The following is a 20,300-nucleotide window of genomic DNA, read 5'->3' on the forward strand; positions in this document are numbered from 1 at the left end:
TGGAAGGATATCCCAGTGCCCGACTCGCCGGTGCGGCTCGCCGGGGTCCGGAAAGTCTTTGCCGGGATGCGCGCCGGGGGGTGCCGCGGCGCCTAGATGAACATGTTCTAGTTTCGTTCAGCGCTGCCCCAGCATGCCGACCAGCAACCGCACCTCGGTGTCGAAAACGCTGCGAGGATCGGTCAGCGTGTCGGCGCCGTACTGGCCGAACACCTCCAGGCTGACCGCGCCCACCACCGCGGCCCAGAGCAGGAAACATTTGGCCATCACCCGGTCGTCACCGGGGAATCCGAAGCCGTCCCGAATCCGGGCGAAGTCCGCCGACACCGGTTGCGGCGCAGCATCGTTGGTGAGCATGATGTCGCCGGTGGTGATACCTGCGGCGAGCGCGTCGAACAGGTCGGCCACCACCCGCGTGCCGACCGTCGTGGTGCGCGTCGGTGGTGCGTAGCCCGGCGTCGGACTGCCGTAGAGCAAAGCCCACTCCGCCGGGTGCGCTATCGCCCACTCGCGCACCGCATGGGTGATGACGAGGATGTCGTCGCTCCACAGATCGTTGTCGGATTCGCGGCGGGCGCGCTCCACGCTGTCGGCCATCTCGTCGTAGGCATCACCGAGCAGCAACGTCAGCAATTCGTCGCGACTGGATACGTACCGGTAGAGCGCCGAGGACACCATGCCGAGTTCCCGGGCGATCGCCCGCAGCGACAGTCCGGCGACACCATGCGCAGCCAGTTGCCGACGGCCGAGTTCGATGATTCGGGTCTCGGTGTGGTCCCGTGCATCCTGGCGTTTGCCCACCCGGATAAGTCTGACACGACCGAGATCGGTGCTCTCGGCGTTCGCGTGATACCTGCGAACAACAGGCGTCAGGGGGCAGGCGTTCCGTCGTTGCCGGTGGCGCCCGGGGGACCTCCGAGTGGGCCTCCACTGCCGCCCGCACCGCCGAATCCGCCGGTGGTCACGCTGAAGCCGGATGCGTCACCGCCGTCGCCGCCGTTGCCTCCACTGGCCAACGGCGCAGTGCCATCGCCTCCGTCACCTCCATTGCCGCCGGTGGCGGCTGCAAGGGACGGGTCCCACCAGCTGTTTGCATCGCCGCCGCGGCCCCCGGCGCCGCCGCCCGTGCCCCCGTCGCCACCGTCGCCGCCGCGCCCACCGGTCGCCGTCCCCAACGAATCGGGGTCGTCGATCGACGCCTCGCCACCGGCACCCCCGTCCCCGCCGGTACCGCCAGTTCCCCCGTCGCCAGCGGCGCCACCAGCACCGCCGGTGGCGTCACCGGTTCCCGAGCTGCGCGCAGATCCGCCGGCACCGCCGTTTCCACCGCCCGCACCGCCGGTGCCGCCGAGAGCGCCACTGTGGCCGGTGGCGTTCCCGGCGCCCTCGGTCTGCGCGTCACCGCCGGAACCGCCCGCGCCTCCGCGGCCGTCGACGCTGTTGCCGCCGATGCCTCCGGCGGCGCCGGTCGCGTTTGCGGCCGAGTCGGGGGTCAGGACTTGCGCATGGCCTCCGTCGCCCCCGGCGCCGCCGTCACCGACGGTTCCGGTACCGCCGGCGCCGCCGACGCCGGGACGCACGTTGCCGCGTCCCAGAGTCGCCGCGACACCGCCGTCACCGCCGTCACCTCCGGTGGTGCCGGCACCACCTGCGCCACCGGCACCCCCGGTCGCCGTCGCGGGGGAATCGGGGTGCCCGGTTCCCGCGCTGCCTCCGTTCCCACCGTGCCCGCCGGTGCCCGTGGTGCCGCCGCCGGTGCCGGCAGCACCCGCACCACCGAGGGCACTTCCGGTCCCGTAGGTGACGGCGTCGCCACCGTGACCGCCGGAGCCACCGCCCGCAGTGCCCGTACCACCGATACCGCCGGCCCCGCCGACGACATCAACGAGCGAGCCGCCGTTGTCCACGTAGGCTGCACCGCCACCTCCGCCGTCACCGCCGGTCCCGGTGGTGCCATTGCCTCCGGCACCTCCGGCGGCGGCAATGACCTCGCCCGTGCCTTGGGTCAATGCGACGCCGGCGGTACCGCCGTGACCGCCGCTGGTCCCTGAACCGCCCGATCCCGCCTTGCCGCCGGTCGCGACGCCCGGCGACTCGGTGTTTCCTATCAGCGCGGATCCGCCGTCGCCGCCATTCCCGCCGACGCCGTCGGTGCCGCCGTCGGTGCCGTTCGCACCGGCACCGCCGGTGGCGTTCCCCGTTCCTTGGTGGTTCACATCGCCACCGTGACCACCGGCACCGCCACCGGCAAGTCCGCTCCCGCCCTTGCCGCCGGCACCACCGACAGCGGCACCGGCCCCGGAATGGTGGGCCTCACCGCCCCGGCCGCCGGCGCCACCGGTACCCGTGGTACCGGCGCCCCCCTCGCCTCCGGTACCGCCGGTGGCCTTACCGGTGCCGTCGTTCTCCGAGACGCCGCCGGTCCCGCCGTCGCCGCCGCCGGTACCCGTTCCGCCGGTGCCGCCGGTCCCACCGGTTCCGGAATCACCCGCGGTGCCACCGCTACCGCCGCTGCCCGCCGCACCTCCCCGGCCGGCGGTCCCGCCGTCTCCGCCACGACCGCCGATGCCGGCGTCGACACCGTCGCCGCCCTTGCCGCCGGTGCCGCCGATACCTCCGGTGCCGCCGTTTCCGTTGGTGCCTCCGTTGCCGGCGCCGCCCACGCCGCCCACACCCCCGATGCCGCCCTGGGTGCCGGCTCCGCCGTCGCCGCCAAATTCCGTCCCGGTGCCGCCGTCCATTCCGGTGCCGCCGGTGCCACCGGTGCCGCCGCTCCCGCCGGCGCCCATGCCGCCGGGCACCGCACCGCTACCGCCGATGCCGGCTGCACCTCCCTGACCGCCCTGGCCGCCGGTGCCCGCTCCGAATCCGGTGTCGGAAACACCCTGGCCGCCTTGGCCGCCCGTTCCGCCGGTGCCGCCGATCCCGCCGTCGCCGGCGCCGCCGCTCGCTCCGGCACCTCCGCCGAACAACCCTGAGGCACCACCGGCACCGCCGGCCCCGCCGACTCCGCCGGTACCGCCCTGACCGCCGGCTTTTCCGACGCCCCCGGTTCCGTTCTCGATACCGGCGACGCCCGCTGCCCCGGCCGCGCCGGCACCCCCGGTGCCTCCGACACCGCCCAGCCCGCCCGCACCGCCAGCCCCGCCGGCACCCCACAGCATCCCGCCGTTACCGCCTGCGCCGCCGGTCCCTCCGGCGCCGCCCGTGCCGCCCAGGCTGCCTGTGGCGCCCAGCGCGCCGGTCAGGCCCGTCCCACCGGTGCCCCCGCGACCACCGTTGCCGAACAACCCGGCGTCGCCACCGCGTCCGCCGGCCTGCCCGGGGGCGCCGGACCCCCCGTCGCCGCCGTTACCCCACAGAATCCCGCCGGCTCCGCCGTTGGCTCCGGTCCCCGATGCGCCGTTGCTGCCGTTGCCCAGCAGCGGGCGTCCCAACAATGCCTGGGTGGGCGCGTTGATCACTCCGAGCACCAGCTGTTCCACGCCAAGCGTCTCGGCCGTCGCGTAAGCATCCGCGCTGCTGGTCAGCGTCCGCACGAATTGGTCGTGCAGTGCTGCGGCCTGGTTGCTCAGTGACTGATAACTCTGTCCGTGGACGGAGAAGAGGGCCGCGATCGCTGCTGATACCTCATCTTCGGCCGCGGCCAGCACCCCCGTGGTGGCTCCGGCGACCGCTCGATTGGCCGTGCTGACCGCCGAGCCGATCCCGGCCACGTCCGTAGCTGCCGCCGCAACGAACTCGGGGAATGCGATCACATATGACATGAAGAGAACCTGACTCTCTGGGTCGAAAACGTGTCAATAGGGACGGGGAACCGCTACCGCATTACACGGACAAACACGTGCTGAGTTGGTGTGGGAAACGACGAAACCTGGGTCGAGACGAAGACCGGTACATCTGGAGAATTGCGTATCGGATCGTAACTCCGCGACTCGGTACGCACTAGGTTTACGCGGAAATTGTTGCCTCTTGATTTGACCGTTGAAATGGTCTAAAGCAGGGTTTTGGACTGCAGTTTCGATGCTCAAGACGCAAAAGAATGTTTTGCGGGTGGCGTGGCGATTCAAATATATCTCGCCTATGAATCACGCAGGTATTCAATATAGCCAACAATGGCGCAGCCAGCAGCGTCAATCCGCTGATTCGATACCTAGCTGGGGTTGACGCCCATGTCCTCGCGTGCCTGTTGCGACGCGGCCTGCCAGGACACCGCCGCAGGCAGCGTGCCCCAGACACTGTTGAAGATTCCGACGATCTGACTGCTGGACTCCAGGAAAACCGGTCCGCCGGAGTCACCCTGCTGCGTCTGCACGCTGTTGGTCATGGTGAACCAGCCGTTGTTGATGCTCTCCACGGTTCCGCAGGTCTCCCCGGTGGTGATGCCGAAATGGCAGACCGCCTGCCCGGGCGACACCGCACCGGCGCCGGAGCGCAGCGCACGCCCACCCGGCAAGATGTCGCTTGCCGCAACACCTTCGGCCAACGCAATCGCCTCGTAGTCGGCGATCAACTGGTCAGTCGCCACCGTGGAACCGGTAGGGGTGTTGTCCCGGAACGTCGTCATGCGCCCGATGATGTTGTTGTCTTTGTCGTAGACGAGTCCGCTGCCCCGGCAATGCCCGGCCGTGAACGCCGTTCGCGACCGGGTATCGACGAAACCCAACGTGCACACGTGATTGTCCTGATGGATCTCCATGCCGGGGTACGCCGTCACGGGATTGGCGTGGCCGATCGCCGGGGTGAGACCCCAGCTCAGTCCTGCAAGAATCACCGGTGCGATCAGCGTGCGCAATGCCAGGCGGCTCACGACCGTTCCCTCCCTCTGTGACAAAGCGCCGACCGGCAGGTGCGGTCACCGCGTTATATCCCCGACACTGAAGCTTTCGTGAAAAGTGGCCGCCGCGTTACCGAGATGTGGCCAGCGGCGCGGCCGCATCGGGCTGCTCGGCCCGGCGCGGCGCCCAACCGGGCGGGCCGAAAACGTAACCGAGCCGGTCCCGCAACCGTCGCGCCGATCGCCAGTCCCGCGCGATCGCCGCATATTCGTGCGTCTGCAGCTTCCAGATGTTGAACGTGTCGACCTGTTTGGTCAGACCGTAGTGCGGACGGAACAGCTCCTTCTGGAAGGTGCCGAACAGCCGGTCCCAGATGATGAAGATCCCGCCGTAGTTCTTGTCCAGATACGGCTGGTCCATGCCGTGGTGCACCCGGTGGTGGGACGGGGTGTTGAAGACGAACTCGAACCACCGCGGCATCCTGCCGATGCGTTCGGTGTGCACCCAGAACTGATAGATCAGGTTCAGCGACCAGCTGAAGAACACCATCCAGGGTGGCAGCCCCAGCAGCGGCAACGGCAGCCACATCAGGATCTCGCCGCTGTTGTTCCACTTCTGGCGCAACGCGGTGGCAAAGTTGAAGTATTGGCTTGAGTGATGAGCCTGGTGGGTAGCCCAAATCAGCCGGACACGGTGGGCGACACGGTGATAGAGGTAGTAGAGCAGGTCGACCCCCAGAAAGGCGACGACCCAGGTGTACCACTTGGTCGCAGGGAGGTGCCATGGAGCGACATAGGCATAGATCGCTGCGTATCCGAACAGCGCCAGGGCTTTCCAGGCGGCGGTCGTCGCGATCGACACCAATCCCATCGAGATGCTCGCCATCGAATCCCGGGTGAGGTACGACCCGGAGGATGGCCTCGGATCCGCTGGGATTGCACCGGTCTCTTCCGACTCGAGCTTCTCCAACTTGCGGGCCGCGGCCCACTCCAGCGTCAGCAGCAGCAGGAAGAAAGGAATCGCAAACAACACCGGATCCCGCATCTCCGCAGGCAGTGCCGAGAAAAAGCCCGTCAAACCACTCACAATGGACAGATTACTTAACGCCATGGCCCCTCACGAAAAGACGACGAACTGAAGGCGAGGATGATCCGCCCGATACCCAAACCCCGCGTCGCCGAGCGGCTGCTGCGCGCGTCCGGCGTCCGCAACCGGCTGTTCCCGACGGCCAAGCTGGAATATTGGGCGGCCCATCCGCGTCCGCCCTACTGTGGGCGGCCGTCGAAGCTGGTGCTGAACAAAGTCGAGGTCACCCGCACTGACCTCAGCGGTCGCCCGGTCTATCAGGTGACCCCCCGACACATCGCTCCCGACGAGCTGGCCGGCCACGTGCTCTACCTACACGGCGGCGCATACGTGCTCGATCTGCTGCCACACTTTCATTGGCCGGCCATCGCCAGGCTGGCCCACACGCTGCGCCGCACCATCACCGTGCCGATCTATCCGATCGCCCCCGAACACAGCTACCGCCAGGTGTTCCCGTTCCTGCTGCAGGTCTACCGTCGCCTGCTGGATGCGCAGGATCCGAATTCCATTGCTTTCATAGGAGATTCGGCTGGCGGCGGGATGGCATTCGCGCTGTGCCATGCGGTGCGTGATGCCGGGTTGCCGCAACCCACCGACGCGCTACTGCTCTCCCCCTGGATGCACCTGGGGCTGCCGGACCCCGAGGTGCTGACGGTCGCCAAGATCGACCCGTTCCTCAACGTCGACGACCTGCGCGCGGCCGGCCTCCGCTACGCCGCCGGCGACCCCCTCGATCACCCCCTGCTCAGCCCGAGCATGGGACCGCTGGACGGGCTGCCGCGCCTGTCGGTCTTCACCGGCACCCACGACGTGCTCAACCCCGATGCGCGGGCCTTCCGCAAGCGCGCGATCGGCGAGGGTCTCGACATCGGCTGGTACGAACTCGAGGGTGGCATGCACACGTGGATGTTGCTGCCCGGCCATAAGGCCAAAGTGACCCTGGGCCAGATCCGCACGGTGTTGTCCGGTTGATCCGGGTCGTGGTGATCGGCTCCGGATTCGCGGGGTTGTGGGCGGCGCTGGGGGCGGCGCGCCGCCTCGACGAACTCGGCGTAGCGCCGGGGACTGTGGACGTCACGATGCTCAGCGCCACACCATTTCACGACATCCGGGTGCGCAACTACGAGGCGGACCTGAGTGCTTGCCGCATCCCGCTCAGCGATCTGCTGGAACCCGTGGGTGTCGGGCACGTCACCGCGGAGGTGACCGCGATCGACACCGACGCCCAGACCGTGACCACCGCTGCCGGCGCGAGTTATCCGTATGACCGTCTGGTTCTTGCTTCGGGCAGCCGACTGAGCAAGCCCGACCTGCCTGGACTGCGGGAGTTCGCCTTCGACGTCGACACCTACGACGCAGCACTGCGACTGCAACACCACCTGCAGGAGCTGGCCGGCCGCCAAGCGACGGCCACGGTGGTCGTGGTCGGCGCCGGGCTGACCGGGATCGAGGTCGCCTGCGAGCTGCCCGGCCGATTGCGTGCCCTGGGACTGACGCCGCGGGTGCTGCTGGTCGACCACAACGTGATCGGCTCCGACATGGGCGCGTCGGCGCAGCCAGTCATCGCTCACGCGTTGTCGGACAACGGTGTCGAGACCAGGGCAGGAGTAGGGGTATCGGCGATCAGCCCGCACGGGGCGTTGCTGTCCTCGGGTGAGCAACTCGCCGCGGAGACGGTGGTGTGGTGCGCGGGGATGCGCGCCAGTCCGCTCACCGAGCAGTTACCCGTGACCCGCGACCGGCTGGGACGGGTGGCCGTAGACGATCACCTGCGGGTCATCGGGGTACCGTCGATGTTTGCCGCCGGCGACGTGGCCGCCGCCCGGATGGACGAGGACCATCTGTCGGTGATGTCGTGTCAACATGGGCGGCCAATGGGGCGCTATGCCGGTTACAACGTGATCAGCGATCTGTTCGACCAGCCGTTGCTGACACTGCGGATCCCTTGGTACGTAACGGTTCTCGACCTCGGAGCCGCCGGGGCGGTCTACACCGAGGGCTGGGATCGCACGTTAGCGGCCCAGGGCGCGCGGGCCAAGGCGACCAAGCAGACGATCAATACCCGGCGGATCTATCCCCCGCTGACGGGACGTCGCGACGAGTTGCTGGCCGCCGCCGCCCCCGACCTCCAGGCCCGGCCCTGATCAGTCGGACTGCGGATTGGGCAGCGTGGGACTGCTCTGCTCGCCGGCATACCAGTGCACCGCGTACACCCCCGGCTGCAACGACAGTTCGCCCACCAGCCGCTCCAGCTTGGCGGGCGAATGACCGTCGACCAGCACGTGGGCGGTCAGTGCGATGTTGTCGTCACCGCCCTGGCCGGTGTGGATCCCGCGCAGGATGATGTCGTTGCTGCTGGTGTGCTGCACGATCTGGGCCCGGGCATACTTCGCGGACTTGGGGCGACAGATCACCTGCACCTGATAGGGCTCGAGACTTTCGTCTTCCTGGCCGGAGTTGTCGTGATCGATGAGCCGTCCCAGCGGGCGGCCCAGCAGGTGGATGACGACGACGCTGCCGGTGGCGATCAACGCGAATACCAGGTGCCCGGATGCGGCCAGCACCCCGACCGCCGCGGAGCACCACAAGGTGGCGGCGGTGTTGAGCCCGCGGACGTTGGCTCCCTCGCGCAGGATCACCCCGCCACCGAGGAATCCGATGCCGGATACCACGTAGGAGGCGACCCGGGTCGGGCTGCTGTCCTCGGTGGCCGCGGCGTAGAGCACGAACAGCGTCGCACCGGCGGCCACCAGCGCATTGGTGCGCAACCCCGCCATCCGGGCGCGCCATTGGCGTTCGAGTCCGATGAGCGCGCCGCATCCGACTCCGACGGACAGCCGGAGTGCGAAATCGGCAATGCTCAACGTCTGCACCGCACCACCCCTGTGTTGATCGAAACGGACTGCTACATCACCGACCGGCAGCCAATCAGCTTCGGGTTAACACCAGGTGGAGCCCAGGCGAACCGGGGTCTCGCTAGAAGTAGCCGCCCTCGGGTTGTCCCAGATGTTCGGGACAGTAGGTGTTCGACGCAATGGCGGTGAACAGCGCCGCGCCATCCAGAGTGAGGGCCGGATTCTGGTTCTTCACGTCGGTCAGCACCTGCAGACCGGTTTCACCGTTCCGCATCAATCCGCACACCGCTTGGGCGGACGTAATGGCCTGGGCCGGATTGGGAACGCTGATGCCGGCATCTCGCAGGGCGGCCAGGAACGACGCGTCGTCGCCTCCGGGGTCGGCGTGGGCCGGTGCGGCGACAGCGACCATCGCGACCACGCCGAAAACCGCTGACAGAAGTCTCAACAGCTACCCCTGCCCCTCGGGCAACATGATCTTGGGTTTGTCCCCGTTGGAAACGTGCACCGCGTGAATGCCGGGCTTCTTCGACAACCTCTCCAGCAGACCGTCCAGCCCGGCCTTGTCGACGTTCCAATGCTGCACGGCCTCGGGCTCCTGTTGGAGCTTCGCGATCACGCTGTCCAGCTTGACCGGCTCTACGGGTCCCTTTCCGCCGTTGGCCCGGGCCCTTGCCCCGCTGCCGCTGAAGACCTGGGCCGCCACGCTGCCTGCGGCACCACCGGTCAGGCTGCCCAAAGCCATCTGGTTGACGAGGTCGGCCGGGATCGCTGCTGCCGGTGCCGCGGCCATGCTCGTGGTCGGCAACACGTCGGACACCATCCGGATCGCCGGTGTGGCCGATGCCCAGCTCGGTGGCACCGACAACTTCCCCACCACGTTGGCCTGGCCGGTACCCGCCGATACCGCGTTGGTCAGGCCGGCCGACGGCGACATTCCCAGTCCCGCTCCCAGAGCCGACTTCGGGATGTCCTCCAACGGCGGCTTCCAGAACAGCTTGAACTCGGTCATGCCGAGGTTGGGGATGCTCATGATGTCGTTGGCCACCGTGCTGAACCGGCCGATGTCGGCGAAGGTCCCGAAGATGTTTTCCCATGTCGTGGCGGCCACCGGGGTGCCCGTCAGGGTATTGAGGAGCTGGCCCATGGCTTGCATGTACGAGCTGCCGCCGCTGCCGAGAGCTTCGAAGACCTGCAGGACGATGTCGAACGGAAAAACCGGTGCGGCGGTCGGCGCGGCCGTCGCAGCCGCGGTCGCGGCCGCGGTGCCGGCGGCCAGGGCGCTGGACTGGCCGACCGCAGCCTGCTGGTTGGCGAGGCCGACCGGGTCGGCGACTTGTGGTGGGTTGGTGTAGGGCTCGAGCCTGGCGGCCGCCGCCGACGCACTCGTGTAGGCGAACATCGCCGCGGTGTCCTGCGCCCACATCTCCCCGTACTGCGCCTCCAGGGCGGCGATGGCAGCGGTGTTCTGGCCGAAAATGTTCGTCGCGACCAGCAACGCCAGCTGGCTGCGGTTAAGCGCGATCTCCGCCGGCGGTACCACCGCGGCGAATACTGCCTCGTACGCGCTGACGGCCGCTTTCGCCTGGTCGGCCGCCACCTTGGCCTGCGCCGCCGTCGCTGCCATCCACGCCACATAGGGGGTGGCGGCCGCCGCCATCGCTGCTGACGACGGGCCGGTCCACGACTCGTTGGCCAATCCGTCGACGACCAGACCGTAGGAAGCCGCGGTGGACTGGAGTTCGGTCGCCAGCGCGTCCCAGGCCGTGGCGGCCGCGAGCATCGGGCCCGCGCCCGGGCCGGTGTAAATCTGCCAGGAGATGATCTCCGGTGGCCGCACCGCGAAACTCATCAGCTGCGCCTTTCGTGTGCTGAGGTCATCGGTCAGTCCGCCGGTATCACGATGATGGTCGCCGTGGTGGCGACGTCCTCGCCGGCGACAACGCCGCCGGTGATGCTCGAGGCGCCACTACTGGTGGTGCGGATGCTGGCGCCGGCCAGCGCGCGTCCAGCCAGGCTTGCCATGGCCATTTCGCCGAACAGGCCGCCCTCGGCCGCAGCGGGAATTGCCGGAAGCGCCCCCGCGCTCGCGCCGGGCAGCATCGATGCCATGGTCCGCATCACCGGTGCCGCAGTCACCCAGCCTTGCGGCACCGAGAGCGACCCGACCAGCGTGGACTGCCCCATCGCGCCGGACACGCCCGCCGGCACCGACGCGACGTAGCCGCCGCGCAGCGGCGACAGACCGGCCAGCGGCTTCCCGCCGGAGTTCAGGAGTGAAGCGACCCCGGGCGCATTCTGCGACAGACCCAGAATCTGCCCGGCGAACAACCACCAGCCGCCGAACAGGACGAACCCGATGATGGGACTGTAGGCGCCGGTGATGGCAGCGAAGAACGGCCGGATCCCGACGGCGAACGGTGAGATCGCTTCGATCACCGAGCCGACGGGGGTCGTCGCCGCCGGAGCGGCTGCCGCCGGACCCACGTCTTGCAGTGCGTTGGGCACCGCGGTCATCAGTTGGGACAATCCCGACTGGATCTCGGAGGCAGCGGCGGCCTCGGATACCGCCGCGGTTTGCCTGGCCGCGCCCGAAGGGTCGGTGGTCTCCGGTGGTTCGGTGAACGGCGTCAACTGCGTGGCGGCCGCCGAGGACGCCGCGTAGGCGTACATGGCGGCAGCGTCCTGCGCCCACATCTCTGCGTACTGCGCTTCGGTGGCGGCGATCGCGGCGGTGTTCTGCCCGAGGATGTTGGTGGCGATCAACGTCATCAGCAGCGCGCGGTTGGCCTCGATGACGGGCGGGGGCACGGTCGCCGCGAAGGCGGCCTCGTATGCGCCCGCGGCGAGTTTGGCCTGGGTGCCCGTGTGCTCCGCTTGCGTCGCTGTCGCGGTCATCCACGCGATATACGGCGCGGCCGCCGTCGCCATCGACATAGCTGCCGGCCCGTGCCACGAGCCGACGGCCAACCCGTCGACCGTCGAGCTGTAGGCCGCTGCGCTGGAGTGCAACTCGGCCGCCAATGCGTCCCACGCGGCGGCCGCAGCCAGCATCGGTCCGGATCCTGCCCCCAGATACATTCGTCCAGAGTTGATTTCTGGCGGCAGCGCCCCGAAGTCCATCTATTCCCCTCCGGTCCCTCTGTGCCAGCCATCGTAATCACGGGTTTGCCACTGCGCCGGGGGGCTTGCCGAACTCATACGAAACTCACCAGCTATCCCAATAGCACTCCGCATGATTCCACGCCTGGAGCAGCAACCGCATGGCCCGGGAGGCATCGAATATCCTCGGTACAACGGCAATTGCCGACCGTATATAGCGGGCAATTCCGGTCGGCGATTCGACGCGTGCGGTTCCTTTTCCGAGTTAATTCGGCGAAGAAATGTCATTGACGGCAGCAAAGCCGCGCCGGGGCTCTTACAGATAGATGTGGGAAATGCCGTTTACCGGTCAGCTGCGGACGAGCTGTTGTGGGCAATAGTATCTGGCCGAAATGACGGCGAACTCGGCTGCGGCGTCCAGACTGAAGCCCGGGTTGCGCTTTTTGACGTCATGTACCAGCTCGAAGCCCGACTCACCGTTGTTCAAGCAGGTGCACACCGCTTGGGCGGAGCCGATCACCTGTCCGGGATTGCTGTAGCCGATGTCGGCGTCACGCAACGCGCCCAGGAAACCCGCGTCGTCGCCTGGATCGCCGTATGCCGGTGCAGCAAGGCCGATCATGAGGCATGCCAGCACCGGCGCCATCACCATACGCGACACGAGTTCTCCTCTTCGTCAGCCTGACCGGGTATCGGGCGGTCAGAGTTTGGCTCTGTCACCATTCGTCAGATGCACGGCATGGATGCCGGGCATTTTCGCCAGATGTTCCAGAAGGCTGTCCAGACCCTCCTTGTCCACGGTGTGGTGCTGGACGCTGTCCGGACGCTCGGAGATCCGCGCCACCATGCGTCTGAGCATCTCCGGCGATTTCAGATCGTCTGTGACCGGCTTGAGGCGACTGCGCGCACTCGTCGCCGGACGCAAAGCGCCGGCGCCCCAGGCGCTTCCGGCCATACCCGCCGCCGACACCGAACTCAACAAGGTGCCCTGCCCGAGTTCGGCGGCCGGCACAGGTTGCGGTCCGGCGGCAGACAGAGCCGCGGCAACCGTTCTGATGGCCGGAGTGTTGGCGGTCCAACTGGGCGGCACCGTCAGCGCTCCCACCAGGGTCCCGCGTCCGAAATTGGCTGTGGCGCTAGGAGATATGCCGCCGGTCAGCCAGCCGCGACCCCAGTGCGGCGTCAAGCCGCCGCCCAGCGCGTCCTTGGGCAGTTCGCCGAGTGCGGACGCCGACTTCGGGCCGAATTTGAGGAACTGCGATGCCGGAAAGTTGGCCAGCAACCCCACGTTGTTGAACTGGGTGCTGAAACTCAGCGGAACCTTCACCGCGGAGTACAGCGTCGTGAAAGTCGATGCGCCACTTGACCCGAAGAGGCCGTTGAGCAGTCCGGTGACGGTGGTGGTGTAGTCGGTGCTGAGGCCGGCCAGCACTTCCAGGATCCCCGATACCGGATTACCGGCCGACAGGATCGTTTGCGCGGCCGTGCCTGCCGCGGTGCCCGCGGCCCGCCCGGTCGCCGCGGCCTGGTTCGCCAGCCCCGACGCGTCGACTATCTGCGGTGGCTCGACGAACGGGGTCACTTCGCTCGCTGTCGCGGACGAGGCCGCATAGCCGTCCATCGCGACGGCGTCCTGTGCCCACATGTCGCCGTACTGCGCCTCGACCGCGGCGATCGCCGCGGTGTTCTGCCCGAATATGTTCGTCGCCACCAACGAGGCGAGTTGACTGCGGTTGGCGGCGATCTCGGCCGGCGGCACGTGCCCGGCGAAGGCCGTCTCGTAGGCGGCGACGGCGGCGTTGGCCTGGCGCGCGGCCTGGGCGGCCTGCGCGGCGGTGCCGCTCATCCAGGTCACATACGGTGTCGCCGCGGCGGCCATGGCCACCGACGACGGACCCACCCAGGGACCGCTGGTCAGATTCGCGATCACCGCCGCATACGACGCGGCGGTGGCCTGCAGGTCGGCGGCCAGGCCGTCCCAGGCGGCCGCGGCGGCGAGCAGGGGTCCCGATCCCGGCCCGGTGTACATGCGGCCCGAATTGACCTCCGGCGGAAACGCTGCGTAGAACATCCCCGGTCACCCCCTGCCTGGAAACTGCATCGAAATCAGTCCTCGAGCGGCGGGAGCACGAAGATCATGGCCGCCGCCGGGTCGGCCTCCGCGATGACACCGCCCAGCGACGTCGCCACGGCAGCACTGCCGCCGCGCGAGCCGCTGATCGCAGCCGCGAGGCTGCGCCCGGCAAGGCTGGACAGGGCCATCTGTCCGAACACGCCGGCCTCCGCGGCCGGTGCGGCGGCGGGTACTGCGGTCAAGGTGCTGGACAGTGCTGCGGTAACGGCTCTCATCGCCGGTGCCGCCGTCGTCCAGCCCTGGGGCACCGACATGCCGCCCACCAGGGCCGCGCGGCCCATGGTGGCCGCGGCCGGGCTTGCTGCCGACGACAGATGCGGACTGATCGACTCTGCGATCGGTGCCAGTGCGCCGGTCACGGGTTGTGCCGGTGCGAAGAAGGATTGCAGTCCCTGCACGTTCTGCGCGGAGGCGTAGAGCTGTCCGAAGGACAAGAACGGGCCACCCGGAATGGAAGTCCAGCCCTGCAGCGAGAACGGTCCGGTGAGGGTCCCCATGATGGTGTTCCAGTTCGCCAGATCGTCACCGAGCGCCGCGGGCAGCGACACCGCGGCCGCGGAGTTACCGGTGATCTGAGCGGTCGCCGCCGCCTGCGCCGCGGTGCCCGACGCGCTGGTGGTTTGCGGCGGCTCGGTAAACGGTGTCAATTGGCTGGCGGCAACCGACGTGGCGGCGTAGTCGTACATGGCCATGGCGTCCTGGGCCCACATCTGCAGATAGTGGGCTTCGGTCGCGGCGATGGCGGGAGTGTTCTGTCCGAAGATATTGGTGGCGATCAGAACCGACAGCTGCGCGCGGTTGGCGGCGATCACCGGGGGCGGAACGGTTGCCACAAAAGCGGTTTCGTATGCCGAGGCGGCAGCGTTGGCTTGTGCGGACGCCTCCGCGGCGCGGACGGCGGTGGCGTGGATCCATGACACGAAGGGTCCGGCCGCGGCGGCCATCGCCATCGCCGTCGGGCCCTGCCACGACCCGACGACCAATCCGTCGATCACCGATGCGTAATTGACTGCGGTGGTGTGCAATTCGGCGCCGAGCTCGTCCCAGGCCAGTGCCGCTGCCAGCATCGGACCGGCGCCGGGACCGGTGTACATGCGCCCGGAGTTGATCTCGGGCGGCAGCGCTCCGTAGTCCATGCGTAGCACCCCCGTATGTCTTGCCGGCTGTGTTGGTGTCGGTGCGCTGCAGCGTCGCCGCGCCGGTAAGGGTTCGACCCCGTGAAGTTCGCTTCAGGCTTGGGCCTGGCAAAAGATATGCTCACGGAGAGTTATTTTCGCGGCGTTCCGCTGACGTAATCGCGAGGTAAACGAGGGATCTCCGTGCCGCCTGACTGGTTGTGAACTCACCGCAACGTTTGTTAACCGGCAAATACAAAGTCTGCGACGGAACCAATTTTTACCGGGATAAATGCACCGAATGTGTGCACGGAAATCAAGAAACGTCGACGACCACGAAAATCCGTTCAGACGAGATCGATTCGAGCGTCCTGCCCTGCATTCGACGCCAATGCCGCCAATCACATCAAGGCAGTCGTGATCGCCCGGTTTCACCGGTGAAGTGATGGTGGTCACTGCCCTGACGCGCCGGCGCGCCGAAGGCAACGACAACGGCAAACCACCGTTTGCTGGGAAGGGCGCTACGGCTCGAGGTAGCGCCCGCCCCGCGTCATCCCGCAGCCGGCGAGCGGGCCACCACGGTGGGCCGGAACCCGTACTGTGGGACGGCCCGACCGAAGGACTGGCCCGCGACGTTGCCCAGCGGAACCCCGGGCATGCCTGGGGTGCCTGCCGGCGGCGGGGCGATCATGGGTGTCCCCCCGAGCGCCGAATGCAGCGGGCCGGCCACCGGGGCGGTCGCGGTCCACCCTGGCGGCACCGAGAGCCTGCCTATGCTGCCGGCATTGCCGGCCGCCGCCGTGGCCATCGGGCTGATCCCGCGTACGGATTCGAGCGATGCAGTCTCACCGACCGCCGCAGGAAAGACGTCCGCGGCGGTGCCGGCCACGTCGGACATCGCCGAGGCACCGAACAAGCTCGACAGGGTCCCGACGGTGGAGCCCGGCGTGAAAATGCCCGTCGACGTGATCGTGTTCCAGATGTTGGCGTTGGGACCCCACACCTCCAGAAGGTCGCCCCAACTCGAGGACCCGGTTCCGGTCAGCAACGCGTTCGCGACGTCCGACAAGCCCGCACCGCCGTCGGCGCCGGACAGTCCCTGCAGTGCGCCCGGTACGGCAGACATCAGCTGTGAGAGCGTGCTGTGCGCTGAGACGGCTGACCCGCCGACCGCTTGGTCGACCGCCGCGGCCTGCGCCGCGAGTCCGCTGGCGCTGGTGGCCTGCTGGGGTTCGACGAACGGGCTCAGCTCGGTGGCTGCCGCCGCCGAGGCCGCGTAGCCGTACATCGCGGCGGCATCCTGCGCCCACATCTCGAGGTAGAGGGCTTCGGTCGCGGCGATCGCGGGAGTGTTCTGACCGATGACGTTCGTGGCGATCAGTGCCGCCAGCTGAGCCCGGTTGGCCGCGATCAGCGGTGGGGGCACGGTGGCGGCGAATGCTGCTTCGTAGGCCGCCATCGCGGCTTCGGCTTGCGCGGCGGTCTGCTCGGCCTGCGCCGCGGCGGAGCTCAACCAGGCCACGTACGGCATTGCCGCGGCGGCCATCGATGCCGATGCCGGGCCGAACCATTCTTCCCCGGTCAGCGCGGACAGCACCGCGTCATAGGCCAGCGCGGTGGCACGCAGCTCAGCAGCCAACCCGTTCCACGCCGACGCAGCAGCCAGCATCGGCGCCGACCCGGCCCCGGCGTACATGCGCGCGGAATTCACTTCGGGCGGCAACGCGGCAAAATCCAGTGCGGCGGTCATCGGTGCCTCCTCGGCCGGTCGAGGGACGCCGGGCGCGGTGACGGCACCGGGCGACCCGAGATGTCGATGAACGAGTCCGACTCGGGTCGCCGAAATAGCAATTCTGCGGTTATTTCCGCGCACACCAATTAAGCGCATCGCAAAGTCGGCGAGCGCGGGTCGCGTTTATCGGAAACAGCGATCAGATTGCGAAAACAATGCCCGGGTCGGATCGAAACGAAATGGTCTTCGATCTCGGATAGGGACTGTCGTCGGGACTCACTCCGCTCTCACCTCCTCTGGGTCGTGGCATGCGGGGATGCCGGGCGCACGACACGCAGGGATGAGGTCCGGCGGGCAGACGAGCCCAGCCGGACCAAGCACCCCTCTCGACAGAGCTTTGGCACCACACGGCGTATCCAGCGGAAACGCTGGAAGCCACTTGGGCTCAACCCTTAAGCCGGGAAGAGCTGTCCTGACCCTGGGCGTCTTTCGACGTTCGAGGTCAGTGGCCTATGTCCGTGCAGACGCCTCACCTAGCGAGGTGCATGCGAAAGCCATAGTGGCACTCCAAGCGCGTCGCGTCAACTCAAAACTCCGGGCATTATGCAATTCGGCTGAGGAATTCCATACCCGGCGAATATGGGCTTATGGGTACCCGAATATGCCGGGACTCGGGATGCCGTCGTCGGCGAAAAAATCGTTATCCGGCGGCCGGTGGACGCGGCATTATCGTCAGCTTCGCGCCGTAGCGGGGTCCGTTGCCGTAGTGGCGTGCGTAGGGACTGGCTACCGGCATGCCCGGCATGCCGGGGACGCCGGTCGCGGCCGCGGCAGCCGTGCCGGACGGACCGGGCACTGACCCGACGCCGCTGCGATTGCCGGCCTCGACGGCCGAAGTCCAACTCGGTGGCACCGACAGTCGCCCGACCAACGACGCCTGGTTGGCTCCGGCCGCGACGCTGCCCGTAGCCGATCGGGCGACCGTCGCGCCCGACCAGGTCGCGTTGCCGGCATCGGGACCCGCCGGCGGGATCGAGTTGGCCGCTTCTTGGGCCAGTGTCACCGCGTTGACGTCTGCTATCGCGTCGGTGACCACGGGCACGAGCAGAGCCGGCGCCGGGTAGCCGGCTGAGAAGATCCCGTTGAACAGAGTGGAGTTGAGGAAGATCCCGTAGGGATTCCCGTCGTTGCCGTCCAGGAAGTTCAGGACGTCGACGAGTAGGCCCGACTGGGGAAGGATGTCCAGGGGTGCGGCCGGCGCGGCGAGTTCCTGCAGCAGTTGGCCAACGGGATCGTTCGCCGCGGCGGCCTGGTCGGCCGGTCCCGACGGGCTGGTGGTCTCGTCGGGTGCGCCGAACGGTGTGAGCACGGCAGCGGCTGCGGCGCTGGCGGCGTAGCCGTACATCGCCGTGGCGTCCTGTGCCCACATCTCGGCGTATTCCGCCTCGGTGGCCGCTATCGCCGGCGCGTTGATGCCCAGAAAGTTGGTGGCGACCAGTGCGATCAGGCGCGCCCGGTTGGCCGCCACGACACCCGGTGGCACCGTCAAGGCGAATGCCGTCTCGAACGCGGCCGCTGCCGCCGCGGCCTGACTGGCCGTCTGCGCGGCCCGCCACCCGGTCACGCTCATCCAGGTCAGATAGGGCGCGACCGCGGCCGCCATCGTCGCGGCAGTCGGGCCCAGCCAGCCTTCGCTGATCAAGCCCGAGATCACCGACTCGTATGCTGTTGCGCTGGAATGCATTTCGGCGGCAATCGCGTCCCAGGCCTGCATCGCGGCCAGCATCGGCGCCGAGCCGGGCCCGGTGTACATACGTAGAGAGTTGACTTCAGGTGGGAGTGCTCCGAAATCCAATACCGGCACCTCCTTCGACCAACCGTTGGACGACTGTCGGTCCAACTTCGCGGTTGCTCCCTCCTGTCATCCAGCAGCCGGCGGGCGCCCCATGATCGTCGGCCGGAATCCGTACCGCGGCGGATTACCGAAGTTGTTGCCGTACATGCCCCCGATCGGCACGCCGGGTACTCCCGGCATGCCCGCCGCGGCCTCGGGAGCGACCGCATTACTCGTCCAGCCCCCGCCCGGGTTGGCGGTGCCGGCGTAATTGGCCACGGCGGTCGCGGCCGTCCAGGTTTGCGGAACCGACAAACGACCCACCACTGCCGACTGATTGGTCGCCGCCGTCACCCCGGCGCCGGTGGTCATCGACACCGTGGCGGTGTCGGTCAACGGCGGAAGGCTGATGGGGTTCCCAGGAGCATCCGCGGGAATCGGCAGCGCGTTCCCCGCACCCGACCCCATCCCCGGCACCTCCGCACCTTCTTGCGCACCGAGCGCTACCGCGTTGATATCGGCCAACCCGGCGAACACCGCGGGAGCGACGATGGCGGGGCTGATGTAGCCGGCCGAAACGAACCCGTTCACCAGGCTGGAGTTCAGGAAGATCCCGTACGGGTTCCCGTCGTTGCCGTCCAGGAAGTTCAGGATGTCGGCCAGCAGATCGGCGCCCGGGAAAGGCTCGGCCGTCGCGGCAGCGGGTGCCGAAAAGCTCTGCAGCGCAGCCGGAACCGACGACATCAGCTGCGGTAGCTCCGATTGCGTCAGAGAAGCCGCGTCGCTCCCGGCGGCTGCCGTGACCGCCGACGCCTGGTTGGCCAGGCCGGCCACGTCGGCGACCGGCGCCGGCTGGGCGAACGGGCTCAGGGTCGCGGCCGAGGCGGAGTTGACGGCATAGCCATACATCGCCGCAGCATCCTGGGCCCACATCTCGCCGTAGGCGGCCTCGGTCGCCGCGATCGCGGAGGTGTTCTGCCCGATCAAGTTGGTCGCGACCAGCAGCTGTAGCTGCGCGCGGTTGGCCGCGACCTCGGCCGGCGGCACCGTCATGGCGTAGGCGGCTTCGTAGGCCCCCGCGGCCGCCGCCGCCTGCGTGGCGGCCTCCTCGGCCTGCGTTCCGGTGCTGAGCATCCACGCCATATACGGTGTGGCCGCGGCCAGCATCGCCTCCGACGCCGGTCCGAGCCAGCCGTCACCGGTGAGCACCGACAGCACCGTGTCGTACGCGGCGGCCGTCGCATGCAGTTCGGCGGCGAGCTGATCCCAGGCCGCCGCGGCCCCGAGCATCGGCGCCGAGCCCGGCCCGCAGTACATGCGCAGTGAGTTGACTTCCGGTGGTAATGCTGCGAAATCCATTGCCGACACCGTCCCTCAGCCGACCGCGGCGTCTGCCGGGGTGGCGAAAACTATTGCGGCGCAGCGGAATAATGGCATAGCCAGAAACATCGGACTTCTCCTTTTGGAGGATGATCCGACCCAGCTACGGGCCCTTGGCCGTTCTGGCGGTATCGGGATGGTGCCGATAGCCCGTGCGCCGCGACCGGATCGGGAAACAAAGGGTCATCGAATTACAGACAGGATTGGATCAGCGCGGCCCCACCTCCCGTCACCGTCCGGGCACGGGAGCGCCACCAGGGTTGCTCAATCGGGATGAAGCCGCC

At 68.3% G+C, this 20,300-nt stretch carries 16 protein-coding genes and 1 riboswitch; of the genes, 2 read left to right on the forward strand and 14 right to left on the reverse strand.

Translation table 11 applies throughout. The annotated features are described in order from the left end of the window. Nucleotides 1–117: 117 nt before the first annotated feature. From AC5Y4D_RS03790 to AC5Y4D_RS03805, 4 genes are all read right to left on the reverse strand, one after another. Nucleotides 118–801, reverse strand: coding sequence for a TetR/AcrR family transcriptional regulator (locus AC5Y4D_RS03790; RefSeq protein WP_500036408.1), 684 nt, complete (start codon nt 799–801; stop codon nt 118–120). Between the two features lie 68 nt (nt 802–869). Continuing rightward, nucleotides 870–3,767: a PE family protein gene (locus tag AC5Y4D_RS03795; RefSeq protein ID WP_500036409.1), complete on the reverse strand. Its 2,898-nt coding sequence runs from the start codon at nt 3,765–3,767 to the stop codon at nt 870–872. 386 nt (nt 3,768–4,153) lie between these two features. Further along, nucleotides 4,154–4,810, reverse strand: a complete 657-nt coding sequence (locus tag AC5Y4D_RS03800; protein WP_500036410.1) for an Rv1815 family serine proteinase — start codon at nt 4,808–4,810, stop codon at nt 4,154–4,156. A 97-nt stretch (nt 4,811–4,907) separates the two neighbouring features. Next, complete coding sequence (locus AC5Y4D_RS03805) at nt 4,908–5,864, reverse strand: sterol desaturase family protein (RefSeq protein ID WP_499942440.1); 957 nt, start codon at nt 5,862–5,864, stop codon at nt 4,908–4,910. A 60-nt stretch (nt 5,865–5,924) separates the two neighbouring features. Between AC5Y4D_RS03805 and AC5Y4D_RS03810 the strand changes: the two genes are divergently transcribed. Next, nucleotides 5,925–6,836 carry an alpha/beta hydrolase fold domain-containing protein gene (locus tag AC5Y4D_RS03810; protein ID WP_499942441.1) on the forward strand — a complete coding sequence of 304 codons (912 nt, stop codon included), beginning with the start codon at nt 5,925–5,927 and terminating at the stop codon, nt 6,834–6,836. After that, nucleotides 6,833–8,008, forward strand: a complete 1,176-nt coding sequence (locus tag AC5Y4D_RS03815; protein WP_500036411.1) for an NAD(P)/FAD-dependent oxidoreductase — start codon at nt 6,833–6,835, stop codon at nt 8,006–8,008. Before AC5Y4D_RS03810 ends, AC5Y4D_RS03815 begins: the two co-directional genes overlap by 4 nt. Here AC5Y4D_RS03815 and AC5Y4D_RS03820 read toward each other — a convergent pair whose 3' ends face one another. The 10 genes from AC5Y4D_RS03820 to AC5Y4D_RS03865 all read right to left on the reverse strand — a co-directional run bounded on the left by AC5Y4D_RS03820 (nt 8,009) and on the right by AC5Y4D_RS03865 (nt 19,995). Beyond that, on the reverse strand, nt 8,009–8,737 hold the full coding sequence (locus tag AC5Y4D_RS03820; protein ID WP_499942445.1) for an MgtC/SapB family protein: 729 nt from the start codon (nt 8,735–8,737) through the stop codon (nt 8,009–8,011). It abuts the gene before it with no gap. Nucleotides 8,738–8,840: 103 nt separating this feature from the next. Then, the gene (locus AC5Y4D_RS03825) at nt 8,841–9,131 is read right to left on the reverse strand and encodes a DUF732 domain-containing protein (RefSeq protein ID WP_499942852.1); all 291 of its coding nucleotides are present in this window, start codon (nt 9,129–9,131) and stop codon (nt 8,841–8,843) included. Between the two features lie 39 nt (nt 9,132–9,170). Beyond that, complete coding sequence (locus AC5Y4D_RS03830) at nt 9,171–10,571, reverse strand: PPE family protein (RefSeq protein ID WP_500036412.1); 1,401 nt, start codon at nt 10,569–10,571, stop codon at nt 9,171–9,173. Between the two features lie 32 nt (nt 10,572–10,603). After that, on the reverse strand, nt 10,604–11,842 hold the full coding sequence (locus AC5Y4D_RS03835; RefSeq protein WP_500036413.1) for a PPE family protein: 1,239 nt from the start codon (nt 11,840–11,842) through the stop codon (nt 10,604–10,606). Nucleotides 11,843–12,170: 328 nt separating this feature from the next. Next, nucleotides 12,171–12,473, reverse strand: a complete 303-nt coding sequence (locus AC5Y4D_RS03840) for a DUF732 domain-containing protein (protein WP_499942854.1) — start codon at nt 12,471–12,473, stop codon at nt 12,171–12,173. Nucleotides 12,474–12,521: 48 nt separating this feature from the next. Next, the gene (locus tag AC5Y4D_RS03845; protein ID WP_500036414.1) at nt 12,522–13,892 is read right to left on the reverse strand and encodes a PPE family protein; all 1,371 of its coding nucleotides are present in this window, start codon (nt 13,890–13,892) and stop codon (nt 12,522–12,524) included. Nucleotides 13,893–13,927: 35 nt separating this feature from the next. Continuing rightward, on the reverse strand, nt 13,928–15,091 hold the full coding sequence (locus AC5Y4D_RS03850) for a PPE family protein (RefSeq protein WP_500036415.1): 1,164 nt from the start codon (nt 15,089–15,091) through the stop codon (nt 13,928–13,930). Between the two features lie 529 nt (nt 15,092–15,620). Continuing rightward, nucleotides 15,621–16,820: a PPE family protein gene (locus AC5Y4D_RS03855; RefSeq protein WP_500036416.1), complete on the reverse strand. Its 1,200-nt coding sequence runs from the start codon at nt 16,818–16,820 to the stop codon at nt 15,621–15,623. A gap of 356 nt (nt 16,821–17,176) precedes the next feature. Beyond that, a riboswitch (M-box (ykoK) riboswitch) is annotated at nt 17,177–17,350 on the reverse strand. Between the two features lie 152 nt (nt 17,351–17,502). Further along, a complete protein-coding gene (locus tag AC5Y4D_RS03860; RefSeq protein ID WP_500036417.1) occupies nt 17,503–18,657 on the reverse strand; it encodes a PPE family protein in 1,155 nt (384 codons plus the stop codon). Between the two features lie 66 nt (nt 18,658–18,723). Beyond that, nucleotides 18,724–19,995 (reverse strand): PPE family protein, encoded by a 1,272-nt coding sequence (locus AC5Y4D_RS03865; protein ID WP_500036418.1) that lies wholly within the window; start codon nt 19,993–19,995, stop codon nt 18,724–18,726. Nucleotides 19,996–20,300 lie beyond the last annotated feature (305 nt).

This window comes from Mycobacterium sp. NGS67, assembly GCF_059812185.1.